This window comes from Nonomuraea sp. CX421 (assembly GCF_059358955.1).
Map to the genome: position 1 here is coordinate 225,283 of NZ_JCADBK010000001.1, position 16,230 is coordinate 241,512.

Consider the following 16,230-nt stretch of genomic DNA (forward strand, 5'->3'; position numbering starts at 1 on the left):
ACCCACCATCGCCCGCGCCGGCCAGCCTGCCACGTCCGGCCGGCGCGCCGCACTTCACGCACACTTCACGCACACACGAGGAGAAGCCACATCCATGGTTGACCGCACCCCAGTGATCGCCGGCATCGGCCTGAGCGACTATCCCAAGGCACCGCATCTGGACGCGGTCGGGCACCACGTGCTCGCCGTCCAGCGGGCACTCGCCGACAGCGGCATGAAGAAGAGCGACATCGACGGGTTCATGTGCGCCCAGGGCGACTTCTCGCTGCCCGACAACGCCGGCACCATGGCGGAGTACCTGGGCATCAACCCGCGCTACTTCGACGGCACGGCCGTCGGCGGCTCCAGCTTCGAGCTGCACATCCAGCACGCGATGGCCGCGATCCGGGCGGGCATGTGCACCAACGTGCTCATCGTCTACGGCTCGGACCTCTACACGAAGTCGGGCACCAACCCGGGCTTCGGGGCCAAGGAGGCGGGCGCCAAGGTCGCCGGCGCGCTGCAGTTCGAGGCGCCGTGGGGCAACAGCCTCATCGGCGCGTACGCGATGGCCGCGCAACGGCACATGCACGAGTACGGCACCACCTCCGAGCAGCTCGCGGCCATCGCCGTGGCCTGCCGCACGCACGCCGGGCTCAACCCCAACGCGCAGTACCGCAAGCCGATGACGGTCGAGGACGTCGTCAACTCCCGCATGATCGCCGATCCGCTGCACCTGCTGGACTGCTGCGTGGTCTCCGACGGCGGCGGCGCGGTGATCGTCACCACCGCCGAGCGCGCCCGCGACCTGAGGCAGCCGGCCGTGCACATCCTGGGCGCCGCGTCGGCGCAGACGCACTGGAACATCAGCCAGATGCCCGACTACACCCGGACCGCGGCCGAGCGCAGCGGCCAGGAGGCCTTCGCCCAGGCCGGCCTCACCCCGGACGACGTCGACACGGTGCAGCTCTACGACAGCTTCACGATCACCGCGCTGCTCATGCTGGAGGACCTGGGGTTCTGCAAGAAGGGCGAGGGCGGCCCGTTCGCGGCCTCGGGCGCGCTGCAGCTCGGCGGCGCGCTGCCGCTCAACACCGACGGCGGCGCGCTCAGCTCGTGCCATCCCGGCATGCGCGGCATCTTCCTGCTCATCGAGGCCACCCGGCAGCTGCGCGGCCAGGCCGGCGCCGCGCAGGTCAAGGACGCCGAGGTCGCGCTGGCCTGCGGCTCCGGCGGCTGGCTCTCGGCGATGGGCACCGTGATCCTCGGAAAGGACAGAGCATGACGAACCTGAGCACACCAGAGACCGACGGCCGTCCCGTCCCCCTGCTGGACGCCTCGACGCGACCGTACTGGGAGGCCACCCTCCGCGAGGAGTTGCTGGTGCAGGAGTGCGCCGCGTGCGGTCACCGGCAGTTCTACCCCCGGTCGATCTGCGTCGAGTGCGGCGACACGCCCGGCTGGCTGACCACGGCGGGCAAGGGCACCGTCCACACCTACTCGGTGGTGCGGCAGACCGGCGCGTTCCCGTTCAACCAGTGGACGCCGTACGCGGTGGCCATCGTGGAGCTCGACGAGGGCCCGCGCGTGATGGGCAACGTGATCGGCTGCGAGGTGGACGAGGTCCGCATCGGCATGCGGGTCGAGGTGGAGTTCGTCCCGTTGAACGATGAGGCGTCCCTTCCGTTCTGGCGGCCCGCGGCCACCTGACGGCGAGCGCCGGGCGAGCGCGCGGTCAGACCGTACGCGGTGCGTTCGCCCGGCGCGCGGTCAGACCGTACGCGTGCGTTCGCCCGGCGGGCGGTCAGACCGTCCGCAGCGCGCGCTCGCCCGGCGGGCACGGCGCCACCGGCAGGTGCAGGGAGAGCCAGTCGGCGATCAGGTTGAGGGCCGGCCCCGGATCGTCGGTCTGCATGTGCTCCGCCCCGCCCTCGTCGGCGGTGAAGACGCGCAGCCGCTTGTCTGCCGATCCCGCGGCCTCGAAGGCGCGGCGCGCGTCCGCGACGGGGATCTCCCGGTCGTTCTCCCCGTGCACGATGAGCAGGGGCTGCTTCACCCGCGGCCACACGTCGGCCAGCGTCCACTGCTCCATCCTGGTGAGGGCCTCCTCGATCGAGGGCGTGCCCATCACCCAGGGCAGGAACCACGACGCCGGCTCGGGGCCGGAGCGTTCGTCCCACCGGCGCCGCCAGACGGCGCCGCTGTCCCAGGTGCCGGCCCACGAGACGCACGCCGAGACCCGCGGTTCGTACGCCGCCGAACGGGCCGCGTAGTAGCCGCCGAAGCTGATGCCCAGCACGGCGACGTGCCGCCCGTCCACGTCGTGCCGGGTCGCCAGGTGGTCGATGATCGCCGCGGTCGGCACCTCGTAGTCGGGACGCGACGGCACCCCGCGCAGCCGGATCAGCTCGCCCGCGCCGGGGGTGTCGATGACCAGGCAGGTGATGCCCCGGCGGGCGAACCTGTCGCCGACGACGGCGTAGAGCAGTTCCTTGGTCAGGTCCAGGCCGCCGTACACGATGACCACCGGCTGCGGATCGGCGGTGTCCGGCGCGATCAGGTAGCCGGGCAGCGTGCCGTCCGGGGAGTCGACGTGGATCCGCTCCAGCGAGACGGGCGCGTAGTCCATGGCGTTGCCGAACGCCTGCAGGGCCGCGGCGTAGCTCTCGGACTTCGCCGGGCCCAGCGGGATCTGCCGCTGCCCGCTCGCGTGGTAGACGGACGCGCGCAGGTAGCGCGCTCCCGCCGTGGCCAGGTATCCGGCCTTGACGTCGCCGGCGGCGATCAGCTCCTGCTGGTGCGCCATGCCCGCCCAGGCCGCCACCCAGGCGTCGAGGTCCGCCGCCGGGGCGTCGCGGAGTGGGCTCAACCAGCGCTGGACGTCGCCGAGCGAGCCACCGGCCATCAGCGCCAGATTGACGGTCGTCGACCAGGCATGGTTGCCCGGGAAGAACTCGAACACGGCGACTCCTCGCGGGACGGCGTGACGATCGGCGGGACCCCCGCGCCACGCACGTCCATGACATCTGCGGACTTACTTATACCTTGTGGATCATTACTTTCGGCGTTACCCGGCGCGCCCGGCCCTGTCGACCGGCAGGCGCACCGGCATCACCGACCTGTCGGAGGTCGTCGAGATCAGGGCGTGGTCCACTGCGCCCGGGGGCGCTCCTCCGGCCCCGCCAGACCGCCGATCTCCGGGTAGACCTTGTTCGCCATCAGCTCCATCTCGCGGATCAGGTCGTCCGTGGGCTGCTGCGCCCAGTGCCAGATCAGCACCGAGTACTCGTACGGGACCTCTTCCCACTCCGCCGCGAACTGGGCCTTCGCCTGGTCCACGGTGCCGCCCAGGAACAGGCCGGAGTCCTTGATGCCCTGCAGCACGTCCGAGCCCACCGGCATCTTGTGCTTGAAGAACTTCGAGTAGAAGTTCTCGAAGATGTCCGCGTCGTAGTCCATGAGGGCCTTGTCGAACGCGGCCAGCGAGTCGGTCACGTGCGGCCAGCGCACCGGAGCCTGGTTGGCGCCGAGCGGCAGCGGGTGACCGGACTTGGCGGCCTCGTCGGCGTAGATCCTGGCGAACTCGGCGGTGCGTGACGCGGGCGAGAAGCTGGTCAGGACGAAGCCGTTGCGCGCGCAGTAGCGGACCGACTCCTCCGAGCTCGACGACGCCACGAACACCGGCGGGTGCGGCCGCTGGTACGGCGGCGGCGTGACCGAGACTTTCCGGATGGCGCCGTTCTCGTCGACCTCGTCCGTCGCGCCCATCAGCGCCGCGGTGTCCGCGCCGGGATAGCCGGCGACACCGGTCTCGTACGGGAACGGGACCTGGACCCTGGAGCCCTTGTAGTCGAAGGAGTCCTGGGTCCAGGCCTTGAGCATCAGCTCGACCTGCTCCTCGAAGATCCCGCGGTTGGCCTTGTCGGCCGCCCCGCCGTCGGAGAGCGTGGCCTGGGTGCCGAGGTGCTGGCCGAGCACGTCGGTCCAGCGGGACTGGTAGCCGCGGCTGACGCCGGCCCAGAACCGGCCTTCGAGCATGTGGTCCAGGACCGCGCACTCCTCCGCCACCCGGATGGCGTCCTGGGTGCCGAGCACGTAGCCGTTGGTGCCGATGTTGATCCGGCTCGTCTGCGCCGCCAGCCACGCGTTGATCACACCGGGGGACGGGGAGACCTCGTAGCCCTCGGAGTGGAAGTGGTGCTCGATGCCCGCGATACCCCAGTACCCCAGGTCCTCGGCGGCCTTGGCGATCTTCGCCCAGTCCCGCATCACCTTCTGGAACTCATCGCGGTCGCGTCCCAGCGGACGCCGAGCCGCACGTCCTGCGGCACCGCCTTCGGCCGGAATGACCGGATACAGCTGAACAATCGCCTTGACGCTCAATATCTCACCCCTAGTGCGGTATGTGACCGAACCCCTTGCCCGTATCAAACGGGCGCGCAGTTACAGAGCCGTTCCAACTGGTCAGTAACGACGGATTAACGGCCCGCGCCGTAGAACGCAGTGCCAGATGAACCGGACATCCGGCCGCGATCCACGGAGGCTCTGACGATGCGTCCCCCGATACTGCGTGAGCGCGACCTGCCGATCCCCCTCACGGACGGCGTGGTGCTGCGCGCGGACGTCCACCGCGACCCGACGCCGGGCCGACGGCCGGTCCTCCTCCAGCTCACCGCGTACGACAAGTCCAACTGGGCCTCGGTCAACGGCGTCATCAGTCCCGAACGCGCGGTGGATCACGGCTTCGTCGTCGTCGTGGTGGACGCGCGCGGCAGGCACCGCTCCGGCGGCGACGAGCCGTTCCGCCCGTTCGCCGGTTCGGGCGAGGACGCCGCCGCGTGCGTCGAGTGGGCCGCCGCGCAGCCGTGGTCCAACGGCCGGGTCGGCATGTACGGCGCGTCCAACAACGGAGTCCCGCAGTGGCAGGCGTTGCGGCATCGGCCGCCGGCCCTGCGCACGATCGTGCCGCACTTCACCGCGTCGGAGTTCGACGACGGCTGGGTATGGCGCGGCGGGGCGTTCCAGCTCGGCTTCAACCTCTGGTGGAGCCTGGCCAACCTGGCCCCCGACCAGCTACGCCGGGCGGTGGCCCGCGACGGCGCCGACCGGCACGCGAACGCCGCCGCCGCGCTGGCGGGCGCGCTGCGCGACCCGGACGCCGCGTTCGGCCGGCTCCCGCTCGACGACGTCCCGGCCCTGGACGGCATCGCCCCGCACTACCGGGAGTGGCTCGCCCACCCGCCCGGCGACCCGTACTGGCGCGAGCTGAGCGCGGGAGAGGCGCCGGCCGCCACGGAGCTGCCCGTGCTGCACGTGGCCGGCTGGTACAACGTGCACCTGGACGGCAATCTGGCCAACTACGCGGCGATCAGGGCCGCCGGCGGGCCGGCCGCCGAGCGGCAGCGCCTCATCATCGGCCCGTGGACGCAGTGGTCGCCCGCGCTGTTCGGCGACACCTGCGGCCCGGAGCGGCGCTTCCCGGCCACGATCGACATGGAGGGCCTGCAACTCGCCTGGTTCGACCAGCATCTGGCCAGCGGGCCCGGCCCCGGCCTGCCACCGGTGCGGGTGTTCGTGATGGGCGTGGACGAGTGGCGCGACGAGCAGGAGTGGCCGCCGGCCCGCGCCCGCGCCACCGAGTGGTTCCTGCGCGGCGAGGGAGCGGCCAACTCGCGTCACGGTGACGGCCGGCTCAGCCTCGCGCCGCCGCCGGGCGCCGAGCCGCCCGACACGTTCCTGTACGACCCGCGCCGGCCCGTCCCCACGCGCGGCGGCGCGACCTACCTGCCCAACCCGGCGGCCAACTCCGGGCCGATGGACCAGCGCGCGATCGAGGACCGCGACGACGTCCTGGTCTACACGAGCGATCCGCTGGCCGACCCGGTCGAGGCCACCGGTCCGGTGCGTGCCGTGCTGTACCTGCGCTCCACCGCCCCGGCCACGGACCTGACGGCCAAGCTCGTCGACGTCCATCCCGATGGCCGGGCGGAGCTGCTCTGCGACGGCATCCGGCGCGTCACCGCCGCGCACCTGTCGGCCGCCGGAGACGCTCCCGTGCGCGTCGAGGTGGACCTGATCGCCACCAGCAACGTGTTCCTGCCGGGCCACCGCATCCGGCTGGAGGTCTCCAGCAGCTCGTTCCCGAAGTACGACCGGCACGGCAACACCGAGCGCGGCCCGGGGTCATCGGCGGACGAGCCGCGGCCCGCGGTGCAGACGATCGTCCACGACGACAGGCACCCCTCGGCGCTCGTGCTGCCCATCGTCCCCGCCCCCGACACCACCGAGGTGAGACCTTGACCCGCCCGCTGCCCCTGGCCGACGTACGCGTCATCTGCGTCGAGCAGTTCGGCGCCGGCCCGTTCGGCTCGATGCACCTGGCCGACCTGGGCGCCGACATCATCAAGATCGAGGACCCGGCCACCGGCGGCGACGTCGGCCGGCACATCCCGCCGTTCCAAGAGCAGGAGGACAGCCTCTTCTTCGAGACCTTCAACCGCAACAAGCGCAGCGTCGCGCTCGACCTGTCGGCCCCCGCCGGCCGCGAGGTGTTCGAGGCGCTGGTGACCCGGGCGGACGCGGTCTACTCCAACCTGCGCGGCGACGTGCCCGAGCGGCTCGGCATCACCTACGAGCAGCTCAAGCACCTCAACCCGCGCCTGGTCTGCGTGTCGCTGAGCGGCTACGGCATGACCGGCCCGCGACGCGCCGAGCCCGGCTACGACTACATCATGCAGGGCATCGCCGGCTGGATGTCGCTCACCGGCGAGCCGGGCGGGCCGCCCACCAAGTCGGGGCTGTCCATCGTGGACTTCTGCGGCGGCCTCGTCGCCGGGCAGGCGCTGCTGGCCGGCGTCCTCGCCGCCCGCCGCGACGGCATCGGGACGGACTGCGACCTGAGCCTGTACGACACCGCGCTCGCCATGCTGACCTACCCCGCCACCTGGCATCTCACCGGCGGTTTCACCCCGGCGCGCCGCGCCCGCTCGGCCCACCCCTCGCTGGTGCCCTTCCAGAACTTCCCGACGGCCGACGGCTGGCTGGTCGTCGCCTGCGCGAAGGAGAAGTTCTTCGCCCGGATGGCCGACGCGATCGACGCCCCCGAGCTCCGCGACGACCCCCGCTTCGCCGACTTCGACGGCCGGCGACGCCACGAGGACGAGCTGCTGCCGCTGCTGGAGGCCGCGTTCGCGCGGCGGGGCACAGCCGAGTGGCTGAAGCGGCTCAACGCGGCCGGCGTGCCCTGCGGCCCGATCAACACCGTCGCCGAGGCGCTCACCGACCCGCAGGCCGAGGCGCGCGGCATGGTCGTCGAGACCGAGCACCCCCGGTTCGGGCCGGTGCGCCAGGTCGGCAGCCCGGTGCGGGTCGGCCCCGGCCGCACGGAGCACCGGCGCGCCCCCCGGCTCGGCGAGGACGGCGACGACGTGCTGCGCGGGCTGCTGGAGTACGACGACACCGCCGTGGACAGGCTGCGCGCCGCCGGCGCGTTCGGCCCCGCCACGACACACACCGACCAGGAGGACCGCCATGCCGGCTGACGAATCCGAGGGCCTGGTCCCCATGCTCTCCGTGAAGGAGGCGGCACGGGTCGCCGTCGCCACCGGGATGCGCGAGGAGATGTCGCGCATCCACTTCTACCGCCTGCTGCTGAACTCACCGCAGGCCGGCCGGGTCGAGAACGAGATCAACGACCGCATCCTGTGGGAGGGGCGGCTGACCGTACGCCCGGAGGCGACCCGGCTGCGCGAGCTCGCGATCATGCGAGTGGCCTGGGTAACCGGCTCCGAGTATCTGTGGGCGCACCACTACGCCCCGGCCGTGGACGTCGACCTGCCCGGCAGGCGGCCCACGGACGTGCTCGGCGTGCGCGAGGGCGCGGCGTACCCGGGGTTCGGGCCCGCCGAGCGCGCCGTGATGCGCGCGGTGGACGAGATGGTGCGCGACGACCGGATCTCCGAGGAGACCCTGGACACCCTCAAGTCACTGCTGGCGAACGACGGCGAGGTGGTCGAGATCTGCTACGTGATCGCGATCTGGCGGGCGCTCACCACGCTGATGGCCACCTTCCAGGTGCCGCTCGAACCGGGGTACCAGGCGTGGGCCCCGGACGGCCGCCGGCCGGAGGCGGAAGGGTCCCGCCCGTGAGCGACTTCGAGGAGTACCGCGACCTCTTCGCCGACGTGCGGATGACCCGGCGGGACGGCATCCTGCAGGTCACCCTGCACACCGACGGCGGCTCGCTGAAGTGGTCGGAGCGGGCGCACCGCGAGCTGCCCCAGGCGTTCCGGCGGATCGCCACCGACCCCGGCAACCGCGTGGTCATCCTCACCGGCAGCGGCGACGACTTCCTGACCGAGATGGCGTTCGAGAAACGGAACACCACCCCTCGGGGCTGGGACCGGATCGCGCACGAGGGGCGGCACCTGCTCTTCGACCTGCTGGACATCGAGGTCCCGGTCATCGCGGCGGTCAACGGGCCCGCCACCGAGCATGCCGAGCTGGCGCTGCTCTCGGACATCGTGCTCGCCGCCGAGTCGGCCACCTTCGCCGATCACCAGCACGTGGTCGCCGGGGTGGTCCCCGGAGACGGCGTGCACATCATCTGGCCGTGGCTGCTGGGCATGAACCGGGCCCGGCACTTCCTGCTGACCGGGCGGACCATCGACGCGCGCGAGGCGCTGGAGCTCGGCCTGGTGGCCGAGGTGCTGCCGGCGGACCGGCTGCTCGACCGGGCCTGGGAGCTCGCCCGCGAGCTGGCGGCCAACACGACGCTCACCCTGCGCTACACCCGGGCCTGCCTGACCATGCTGATCCGGCGCGAGCTGCAGTTCGGCCTCGGCCCGGGCCTCGCGCTCGAATCACTGGCCGCGGTCGACGCCCGTTCGTTCGCGGACGCGCGGGACACCGGAGGCGAGCCGCGGCCGTGACGCCGCCCGCGCGCCACGCGGGACCGGTTTCGCGTGGCGCGGAGCCGACCTCGCGCCCCTCGGCGCCGGCCTGGCGCCACGAGGAGCTGGACGCCCGCGCCAACTACTCACAACGGAACCGGTCACGCCAGGACCGATCACGCCAGGACCGATCACGCCAGGACCGATCACGCCGGGATCTCCTGGGACTCGTCCCCGACGAAGAGTGCGCTGATCGGAGCCGGCTCGTGCCGGGTGCTCTCCCCCTGGAAGAGGTCGGCCCGGAACCGCTCGGCCGTGGCCGCCGACCAGACCTCCGGCTGCCGGGCCGTGTGCCGGGGCGACCAGGTGGTCATCCGCCGCACGGTGCGCCCGGCGACCACGAAGACCTGCCCGGTGACGTCGTCGCCGCTCGGACCGGCCAGCCAGGCGACCAGGCTCGCGACCTGCTCGGCGGGCAGCGCGCCGGCACCGGCGGGCAGCGCGCCGAAGGCCGCCTCGCTCATCGGGGTGCGGGCGCGGGGCGCGATCGCGTTGACGCAGACGCCGTATCTGGCGAGCTCGGCGGCCAGGGTCAGGGTCAGCGAGGCGAGCCCGGCCTTGGCCGCCGCGTAGTTGCTCTGCCCCGCGTTGCCGTACAGGCCGGACTCGCTGCTGGTGTTGACGATGCGGCGCCCCGCGCGCCGGGGTTGCGCGCGCCAGTGCCGGGACAGGGCGCGGCACAGCCGGAACGGCGCCGTCAGGTTGACGGCGAGCACCGTGTCCCAGTCGTCGTCGTCGAGGTTGAAGACCATCCGGTCGCGGACGATGCCCGCGTTGTTGACCAGCACGGAGATGGGCCGGCCGAGCGACTCGGCGGCGGCCAGCACGTCCTCGGCCGCGCCGCGTTCGGTGAGGTCGCCCTGCCAGGACCGGGCGACGCCGCCCTCGTCGCGGATCGCGTCGACCAGCGTGGCGGTGTCGGACCGATCGGCGCAGAGCACGGCTCCGCCCCGTCGCGCGAGCAGCCTCGCCTCCGCCGCTCCGATGCCCTGCGCGGCGCCGGTGACGACACAGGTGTGGCCCGTCAGGTCGAGCTCGCGGAGGGCGGCACTTGAGGTCGTCATAACATTTTCTCCCATTACCGAGAATCGAATCGCCAGATAATTCGACTGCCGCGATCCGCGATAATCATAACCGAATCAAGCACGCCGCAACCAGCAGCAACCGGCCCTCTTTTCCGCAGGTGACCGGCCATTCAAGCGTGGAAAAATTCTCGCTTTCCCCGCCCCAAAAGGGGTCGGAGAATAAGTCTCCAGCCCGACTGCATTTTTCACCGACGGGCTGTCTTCGGGCGCCTGAGAACGCGTTTCACCGCTGTGCCACCGACCGGCACGGTGTTATGTTGCCGACGCCGAGTTCGCCGCGCGGGCGGGACAGACGACGAAAGGCGCGTGATGACGGTTCAGCAATGGGTCGACTCCATACTCCGCCTCGTCGGCCACCTCGTCTCGTGGCCGGTCGTGACCCTGGTCATCGTGATCCTCTTCCGCAGGCGCATCATCTCCGCGCTCAGCGCGCTGACCGGGCGGGCGCGGAGCGCGTCGGTCGGTCCGCTCAGCGTCGAGTTCGACGAGGTCGCGGTGGAGGCCTTACAGGACACGGTCCGGCAGGCGGTCCAGGAGCCCGGCGCCGATCCGACCCGGCTCGCCGACTTCCTCGGCGAGCAGATCTCGAAGATGACCGGGCAGACCTCCAAACGCGACGACGAGTCCTTCTCCGGCAGCCGCATCCTGTGGGCCGACGACAACCTCCGGCACCACCTCTTCGAGGTCAACTACCTGCACCGGCTCGGCGTGGACCTCGAGAAGGCCCGCACGACGGCGCAGGCGCTCCAGGCCCTCGACTCGGAAAAGTTCGACCTTGTCATCTCCGACATGCACCGGGTCGAGGACGGCGCCGAGGAGCCGCGGGCGGGCCTGAAGCTGCTGCGCGAGATGCGGTCCGGCCGACGGCGGACTCCGTTGATCTTCTACACCTCCAACGCCGTGCCGTTCCAGGGGAACGAGGAGATCTCCGCGTACGGCGCGACCGTCACGGACACCACGAGCGACCTGTTCGCCGAGATCAGGCGGACACTGCGCCGGCAGCCCGAGGACGCCTGACCTCCCAGGACGCCCCCACACGGCCGGATCCTGGGCGCGCCGGGCCGCAACCTCGGGGTGCGCGCGGCCACGACGCCTTATGTCACCTTCGCCGACGACGACTCCTGGTGGGCGCCGGGGCGCTGGGCTGCCACCGGCCGTCGAAGCGGCCCGCAGCGCGCTGGACGTCGAGCGCGGGAACTGACGGCCGTTCCGGCGACTCCGCGAGCCGCCGTACACGGGGCTGCGCCCTCCGCCCCGGTCGCCTACGGTTTGTCCCTGACACCGGAGGGCAGCCACCGGACATGGATGCCGAAAACGGTCACACCGACGGGGCCTGGCTGGCGCGTACCCAAGGGGCGTGCAACCTGCTGGGAGGCGTCTGGCCGTTGGCGCACATGTCCAGCTTCGAGAAGGTCTTCGGCGCCAAGGTCGACCGCTGGCTGGTGCGGACCGTCGCCGGGCTGCTGGTCGGCATCGGTTACAGCCAGATCCGCGCGTCCGGCACGCCGGAGGGCGTCCGGCACGCCCGCCGGATCGGCCTGACCACCGCCGCGACGCTGCTGAGCATCGACCTCGCGTACGTGCCCACGGGGCGGATCCGCGCCACGTACCTGCTGGACGCGCTGGCGGAAGCCGGCTGGATCTACGCCTGGCGGCGAGCGTGTTGAGCGGCGGATCTACCGGACAGAGGTCAGGCATCCCGTAACGGCGTCAATGAGCAGAATGTGGCGGTTTGTGCCGATAGGCAGAGGGTAGCGCCTCGAGACGCCGCCCCCCACCACAGCGCCCACAAAGTCGATCTTCATAATCGCTCCAGGAGAGATCATGAAAGAGTCCCATCCGGTGAAGGCAGCGGTCGACAAGGTCATCGACGCGGTGACCGGCGACGGCCCCGAGATCCCAGGCGCGCCGAACAGCCGGCCCCCGGCCATGGAGGAGCCGACCGAGCCCAGGGAGCCGTTGCCACCCAAGCCCGACCAGCGCGGGCCGGAGCCCTACTCCCCCACCGGCCAGCCCCTGGACGTGCCACCCTCGGACCTCGCGCAGGGCGGCGCCTACCTGACGACCGCCCAGGGCCTGCGGCTGCGGGACACCGACCACTCGCTCAAGGCGGGGCCCCGAGGGCCCGTGCTCCTGCAGGACCACCACCTGCGCGAGAAGATCATGCACTTCGACCACGAGCGCATCCCCGAGCGCGTCGTGCACGCCCGGGGAGCCGCCGCCCACGGCGTGTTCAAGTCCTACGGCACGGCCACGACCGTCACCAAGGCCGCCCTGTTCGCCAAGGACGTCGAGACCCCGGTCTTCGTGCGCTTCTCCACCGTGCTCGGCTCACGCGGCTCGGCCGACACCGTACGCGACACCCGCGGCTTCGCCACGAAGTTCTACACCACCGAAGGCGTCTGGGACCTGGTCGGCAACAACATCCCGGTGTTCTTCATCCAGGACGCGATCAAGTTCCCCGACATCATCCACGCCGCCAAACCGCACCCGGACCGGGAGATCCCGCAGGCGCAGAGCGCCCACGACACCTTCTGGGACTTCGTCTCCCTGCACACCGAGGCGACCCACCACACGCTGTGGAACATGTCCGACCGCGGCATCCCGCGCTCGTTCCGCACCATGGAGGGCTTCGGCGTTCACACCTTCCGCCTGGTGGACGCGGCGGGGGCGACCACCCTGGTGAAGTTCCACTGGAAGCCCAAGGCCGGTGTGCACTCTCTGACCTGGGAGGAGGCCCAGCTGATCAACGGCATGGACCCGGACTTCCACCGGCGTGACCTGGCCGACGCGATCGAGGCGGGCGCGTATCCGCAGTGGGAGCTGGGCATCCAGACCTTCCCCGACACGCCCGAGCAGACCTTCGAGGGCATCGACCTGCTGGACCCGACGAAGATCGTGCCGGAGGAGCTGGCGCCCGTCCAGCCGATCGGCCTGCTCACACTCAACGCCAACCCGTCCAACTTCTTCGCCGAGACCGAGCAGGTCGCCTTCCATCCCGGCCACCTGGTGCCCGGCATCGACATCACCGACGACCCGCTGCTCGCCGGGCGGCTCTTCTCCTACCTCGACACGCAGCTCACCCGGCTGGGCGGGCCCAACTTCGCCCAGATCCCGATCAACCGCACCCACGCGCCCGTCAACGACATGCTGCGTGACGGCATGCACCAGACGGCGGTGCACCAGGGCGTGGCGCCGTACCGGCCCAACTCGCTGGACGGCGGGTGCCCCTTCGTCGCGGGCGCGCAGAACGGCGCGTACGTCGAGGTGCCGGTCGAGGTGGCCGCGGCGCCCAAGGTGCGGGAGGCCCCGGCCTCCTTCGCCGACCACTTCACCCAGCCGCGGCTGTTCTGGCTGAGCCTGTCGCCGGTCGAGCGGGAGCACGTCATCGCCGCCTACACCTTCGAGCTGGGCAAGGTCTACGAGCAGGCCATCAAGGAGCGCAACCTGCGGGTGCTCGCCGAGATCGACCCGCACCTGTGCGAGCAGGTCGCCCAGGGGCTGGGCCTGCCCGCCCCCGAGCCGTCGCAGCCGCTGCCGAACCCGCGGCCCAGCCCCGCGCTGTCCCAGGTGGGCGACACCTGGCCGGTCACCGGCCGGATCGTCGGCATCATCGCCGACGGCGACGGCGACCTGCGGGCCGTCAGCGCCCTCCGCCAGGAAGTGCTGGACGCCGGCATGGTCCCGCTGGTCATCGCGCCGACCGGCGGCACGCTCGCGGCCGACGGCGACGAGCCCGTCACCGTGCAGCGCACGTTCGCCACCGCGCGATCGGTGGAGTTCGACGCGCTGCTCCTGGCCGGCGCGCCGGCTCCCGGCCTGGACGCGTACGGCGCGCGCGACGCCAAGGCCGGCACGGCCACGATCACCGAGACCGTGGTCGACCCGCGCGTGCTGCTCATGCTCTCCGAGGCCTACCGGCACGCCAAGCCGGTCGGCGGATGGGGCGACGTCTCCGGGGTGCTCGAACTGGCCGGGGTGCCCACCCAGGCGCCCGGTGTCCTCGTCGCCCCGGACGCCCAGACGGCACTGCGGGAGATCGTCCAGCTGCTGACCGAACACCGGGTCTGGAACCGCTTCCCCAGCGCACCCGCCCTGTCCTGACGTACGCACCCGAGCTCTCCCGCCGCTGCCGGCGGGAGGGCTCTCGTGTGTCCAAGGCCGGCATACCTCACCATGAAGGCTCCGACGAGATCAGCAATGCGATCACCGGCGAAGCGACCGACGAAAGGCCTTTCAGCATGGACGACCAGCAGTCCCAGCCCTACGAGACCACCGCGATCACCTCCGCCTTCGGCCTCGGCCTGCACCACGTACAGCTCGCCCTGCCGCCGGGCGAGGAGGACGTGTGCCGCCACTTCTACGTGGACGTGCTCGGCATGACAGAGATCCAGAAGCCGCCGGTGCTCGCCGCCCGAGGCGGCCTGTGGGTACGCGCCGACGGCCTGGAGATCCACCTGGGCGTTGAAGAGGACTTCCGCCCGGCGCGCAAGGCCCACCCCGGCATCCTCGTGGCCGACCTCGACGCGCTCGCCGAACGCCTGACCGGCCAGGGGGTCAAGGTCACCTGGGACGACGACTTCCCCGGTCACCGTCGCTTCTACGCCTTCGACTGTCACGAGAACCGGCTGGAGTTCCTCGGCCCCGACAAAGAGACGGAATCGGCAGCGTGTCAGCCCTGAAGGACCGAGGTTGCTTCTCTGCGCTGAGCAAGCCGGCCCGCCGCAACAGCCTCGCTCGCTTGCTGGGCCCCCCCCCTTCACTACTCCGTGATACCGTATAGTGGTACTCGGTGCCACAGAGTACTGATGCAGGAGGACCGGGTGGACGACCTGACGGAGATGCTCAAGGGCACGCTTGAGGGGTGCGTGCTTGAAATCATCGGCACCGAGGAGACCTACGGATACGCCATCACACGTCGGCTGAACGAACTCGGCTTCACTGATGTCATCGAGGGGACGGTTTACACCATCCTGCTGCGACTTGAGAAGAAGAGGCTTGTCCAGGTGACCAAACGACCGTCCGGGCTGGGCCCGCCGCGCAAGTTCTACGCGCTCAATGACGCGGGGCGCGAAGAACTCGCGACGTTCTGGGCGAAATGGGAGTACGTCTCATCACGGATCGACAGCCTCAAGGAGATGCGATGAACTTCTGGGAGACCATTACCGGCAGCGATCTCACCAGGGAATGGAAGACGTTCGAAGCCCGGGCCGCGACATTGCCGGCCGACCACCGGGCGGCGTGGGAGAAGATCAAGGGTCACCTTTTTGTCTACGGGGACTTCACTGGCCGCAACCTGATGCCGATTCTCGACGGTGCTCTGGGGCTGCTCGAAGAGACGGCGTCCGATGGGCAGAGCATTCACGAGGTGCTGGGTGACGACATCGAGGGCTTCTGCGCGGCGTTGGCCGGCGGAGAAGGGGCCCGGACCTATCGCGACCGGTGGCGCGAGCAGCTGAACAGGAACGTCGCAAGGAAACTGGGCCGGCTAGGAGGCTGACGTGGGCGTCCAGGACATCATCGAGGGCAAGAAGCAGTGGCGGGCGCACATGGCGCGGGTCAAGGCGCTCCCGCCGGATTACCAGATCGTCTACAAGGAGATGCAGAGGTATTTCTTCAAGGTCGGGCCGGTCGGGTTGGCTGACGGGTCCCTGCTCTCAGGGATCCTCGATTTCTTCGAGGAGGGCGTCGCGGCCGGCAAGGGAGTCCTGGAGCTCATCGGCAACGACGTCGCTGCCTTCTGCGACGACCTGGTCAAGGACTCACGCACCTACGCGGACCTCTATCAGGAGTCCATCCGTGGCGAACCCGGCACGGCCGGGAAGTAGCACCAAAGGCGCCGGCGGACGCTGCTCATGCCGCCGAGCGTGCCTTCGTCAGGCCGGATCACCGCCGCTGTGGGCGCAGCGGGCCTGGCGGAGGGCTCGTCAGGAGGCGCCCGCCACGAGCGGTGCGGCTGGCAGGCTCACGAGCGTGCCCGCTCGGCGTAACGGTGCAGGTGCGCGGCGGCCACGCTCAGATCGGCCGCGGCCGCCTGGCAGGCGCCGAGGTGTGCGGTCACCGCCTCACGCAGCCATGGTGGCGCGACACCACCGGCCTCCAGCCCGGCCTCGATCTCCCGCAGGCGTTCGACGCACTCGGCGAGCGTCCGGGCGTCGGACTGCAGCACCACGGCATGGGCGGCGATCGCCGCGGCTTCGTCTGACATGGGTCCT

General features: G+C 71.1%; 17 protein-coding genes. 13 read left to right on the forward strand and 4 right to left on the reverse strand.

Annotation, left to right across the window (positions count from 1 at the left end; translation table 11 throughout):
- Positions 1 to 94 precede the first annotated feature (94 nt).
- Both AC5L3X_RS01070 and AC5L3X_RS01075 read left to right on the forward strand, forming a co-directional pair.
- Positions 95 to 1,264, forward strand: a complete 1,170-nt coding sequence (locus AC5L3X_RS01070) for an acetyl-CoA acetyltransferase (RefSeq protein ID WP_494854438.1) — start codon at positions 95 to 97, stop codon at positions 1,262 to 1,264.
- Complete coding sequence (locus tag AC5L3X_RS01075) at positions 1,261 to 1,689, forward strand: Zn-ribbon domain-containing OB-fold protein (protein WP_494854440.1); 429 nt, start codon at positions 1,261 to 1,263, stop codon at positions 1,687 to 1,689. Before AC5L3X_RS01070 ends, AC5L3X_RS01075 begins: the two co-directional genes overlap by 4 nt.
- 94 nt (positions 1,690 to 1,783) lie before the next feature.
- On the opposite strand, the gene AC5L3X_RS01080 is transcribed toward AC5L3X_RS01075, so the two are convergent.
- Complete coding sequence (locus tag AC5L3X_RS01080) at positions 1,784 to 2,941, reverse strand: alpha/beta hydrolase family protein (protein ID WP_494854442.1); 1,158 nt, start codon at positions 2,939 to 2,941, stop codon at positions 1,784 to 1,786.
- Between the two features lie 176 nt (positions 2,942 to 3,117).
- Complete coding sequence (locus tag AC5L3X_RS01085; RefSeq protein ID WP_494854444.1) at positions 3,118 to 4,248, reverse strand: LLM class flavin-dependent oxidoreductase; 1,131 nt, start codon at positions 4,246 to 4,248, stop codon at positions 3,118 to 3,120.
- Positions 4,249 to 4,530: 282 nt separating this feature from the next.
- Between AC5L3X_RS01085 and AC5L3X_RS01090 the strand changes: the two genes are divergently transcribed.
- The 4 genes from AC5L3X_RS01090 to AC5L3X_RS01105 are packed head-to-tail and all read left to right on the forward strand — an operon-like array spanning position 4,531 to position 8,909.
- On the forward strand, positions 4,531 to 6,279 hold the full coding sequence (locus tag AC5L3X_RS01090; RefSeq protein ID WP_494854446.1) for a CocE/NonD family hydrolase: 1,749 nt from the start codon (positions 4,531 to 4,533) through the stop codon (positions 6,277 to 6,279).
- A complete protein-coding gene (locus AC5L3X_RS01095) occupies positions 6,276 to 7,520 on the forward strand; it encodes a CaiB/BaiF CoA transferase family protein (protein ID WP_494854447.1) in 1,245 nt (414 codons plus the stop codon). The genes AC5L3X_RS01090 and AC5L3X_RS01095 overlap by 4 nt, the downstream gene beginning before the upstream one ends.
- On the forward strand, positions 7,510 to 8,127 hold the full coding sequence (locus AC5L3X_RS01100) for a carboxymuconolactone decarboxylase family protein (protein ID WP_494854449.1): 618 nt from the start codon (positions 7,510 to 7,512) through the stop codon (positions 8,125 to 8,127). The genes AC5L3X_RS01095 and AC5L3X_RS01100 overlap by 11 nt, the downstream gene beginning before the upstream one ends.
- On the forward strand, positions 8,124 to 8,909 hold the full coding sequence (locus AC5L3X_RS01105; protein WP_494854451.1) for an enoyl-CoA hydratase/isomerase family protein: 786 nt from the start codon (positions 8,124 to 8,126) through the stop codon (positions 8,907 to 8,909). The genes AC5L3X_RS01100 and AC5L3X_RS01105 overlap by 4 nt, the downstream gene beginning before the upstream one ends.
- A gap of 167 nt (positions 8,910 to 9,076) precedes the next feature.
- On the opposite strand, the gene AC5L3X_RS01110 is transcribed toward AC5L3X_RS01105, so the two are convergent.
- On the reverse strand, positions 9,077 to 9,994 hold the full coding sequence (locus AC5L3X_RS01110; protein ID WP_494854453.1) for an SDR family NAD(P)-dependent oxidoreductase: 918 nt from the start codon (positions 9,992 to 9,994) through the stop codon (positions 9,077 to 9,079).
- A 330-nt stretch (positions 9,995 to 10,324) separates the two neighbouring features.
- Between AC5L3X_RS01110 and AC5L3X_RS01115 the strand changes: the two genes are divergently transcribed.
- The 7 genes from AC5L3X_RS01115 to AC5L3X_RS01145 all read left to right on the forward strand — a co-directional run bounded on the left by AC5L3X_RS01115 (position 10,325) and on the right by AC5L3X_RS01145 (position 15,843).
- A complete protein-coding gene (locus tag AC5L3X_RS01115) occupies positions 10,325 to 11,032 on the forward strand; it encodes a response regulator (RefSeq protein ID WP_494854455.1) in 708 nt (235 codons plus the stop codon).
- A 284-nt stretch (positions 11,033 to 11,316) separates the two neighbouring features.
- Positions 11,317 to 11,682, forward strand: coding sequence for a hypothetical protein (locus AC5L3X_RS01120; protein ID WP_494854457.1), 366 nt, complete (start codon positions 11,317 to 11,319; stop codon positions 11,680 to 11,682).
- Positions 11,683 to 11,839: 157 nt separating this feature from the next.
- Entirely contained in the window at positions 11,840 to 14,119 is a 2,280-nt protein-coding gene (locus AC5L3X_RS01125) for a catalase (protein WP_494854458.1), read from the forward strand.
- 137 nt (positions 14,120 to 14,256) lie between these two features.
- The gene (locus AC5L3X_RS01130) at positions 14,257 to 14,697 is read left to right on the forward strand and encodes a VOC family protein (RefSeq protein ID WP_494854459.1); all 441 of its coding nucleotides are present in this window, start codon (positions 14,257 to 14,259) and stop codon (positions 14,695 to 14,697) included.
- Between the two features lie 141 nt (positions 14,698 to 14,838).
- Positions 14,839 to 15,162, forward strand: coding sequence for a PadR family transcriptional regulator (locus AC5L3X_RS01135; RefSeq protein ID WP_494854460.1), 324 nt, complete (start codon positions 14,839 to 14,841; stop codon positions 15,160 to 15,162).
- Positions 15,159 to 15,515: a DUF1048 domain-containing protein gene (locus AC5L3X_RS01140; RefSeq protein ID WP_494854461.1), complete on the forward strand. Its 357-nt coding sequence runs from the start codon at positions 15,159 to 15,161 to the stop codon at positions 15,513 to 15,515. The genes AC5L3X_RS01135 and AC5L3X_RS01140 overlap by 4 nt, the downstream gene beginning before the upstream one ends.
- A 1-nt stretch (position 15,516) precedes the next feature.
- A complete protein-coding gene (locus AC5L3X_RS01145) occupies positions 15,517 to 15,843 on the forward strand; it encodes a DUF1048 domain-containing protein (protein WP_494854463.1) in 327 nt (108 codons plus the stop codon).
- Between the two features lie 137 nt (positions 15,844 to 15,980).
- Here the strand turns inward: AC5L3X_RS01145 and AC5L3X_RS01150 are convergent, their stop codons facing one another.
- Positions 15,981 to 16,223 (reverse strand): hypothetical protein, encoded by a 243-nt coding sequence (locus tag AC5L3X_RS01150; protein WP_494854464.1) that lies wholly within the window; start codon positions 16,221 to 16,223, stop codon positions 15,981 to 15,983.
- Positions 16,224 to 16,230: the final 7 nt, after the last annotated feature.

Excerpts from the sequence above, each read along its gene's own strand:
- AC5L3X_RS01090 (WP_494854446.1), top strand. The coding sequence starts at position 4,531 with ATGCGTCCCCCGATACTGCGTGAGCGCGACCTGCCGATCCCCCTCACG.
- AC5L3X_RS01140 (WP_494854461.1), top strand. The coding sequence starts at position 15,159 with ATGAACTTCTGGGAGACCATTACCGGCAGCGATCTCACCAGGGAATGG.
- AC5L3X_RS01130 (WP_494854459.1), top strand. The coding sequence starts at position 14,257 with ATGGACGACCAGCAGTCCCAGCCCTACGAGACCACCGCGATCACCTCC.
- AC5L3X_RS01075 (WP_494854440.1), top strand. The coding sequence starts at position 1,261 with ATGACGAACCTGAGCACACCAGAGACCGACGGCCGTCCCGTCCCCCTG.
- AC5L3X_RS01115 (WP_494854455.1), top strand. The coding sequence starts at position 10,325 with ATGACGGTTCAGCAATGGGTCGACTCCATACTCCGCCTCGTCGGCCAC.
- AC5L3X_RS01070 (WP_494854438.1), top strand. The coding sequence starts at position 95 with ATGGTTGACCGCACCCCAGTGATCGCCGGCATCGGCCTGAGCGACTAT.
- AC5L3X_RS01100 (WP_494854449.1), top strand. The coding sequence starts at position 7,510 with ATGCCGGCTGACGAATCCGAGGGCCTGGTCCCCATGCTCTCCGTGAAG.
- AC5L3X_RS01125 (WP_494854458.1), top strand. The coding sequence starts at position 11,840 with ATGAAAGAGTCCCATCCGGTGAAGGCAGCGGTCGACAAGGTCATCGAC.
- AC5L3X_RS01085 (WP_494854444.1), bottom strand. The coding sequence starts at position 4,248 with ATGCGGGACTGGGCGAAGATCGCCAAGGCCGCCGAGGACCTGGGGTAC.
- AC5L3X_RS01110 (WP_494854453.1), bottom strand. The coding sequence starts at position 9,994 with ATGACGACCTCAAGTGCCGCCCTCCGCGAGCTCGACCTGACGGGCCAC.
- AC5L3X_RS01150 (WP_494854464.1), bottom strand. The coding sequence starts at position 16,223 with ATGTCAGACGAAGCCGCGGCGATCGCCGCCCATGCCGTGGTGCTGCAG.
- AC5L3X_RS01120 (WP_494854457.1), top strand. The coding sequence starts at position 11,317 with ATGGATGCCGAAAACGGTCACACCGACGGGGCCTGGCTGGCGCGTACC.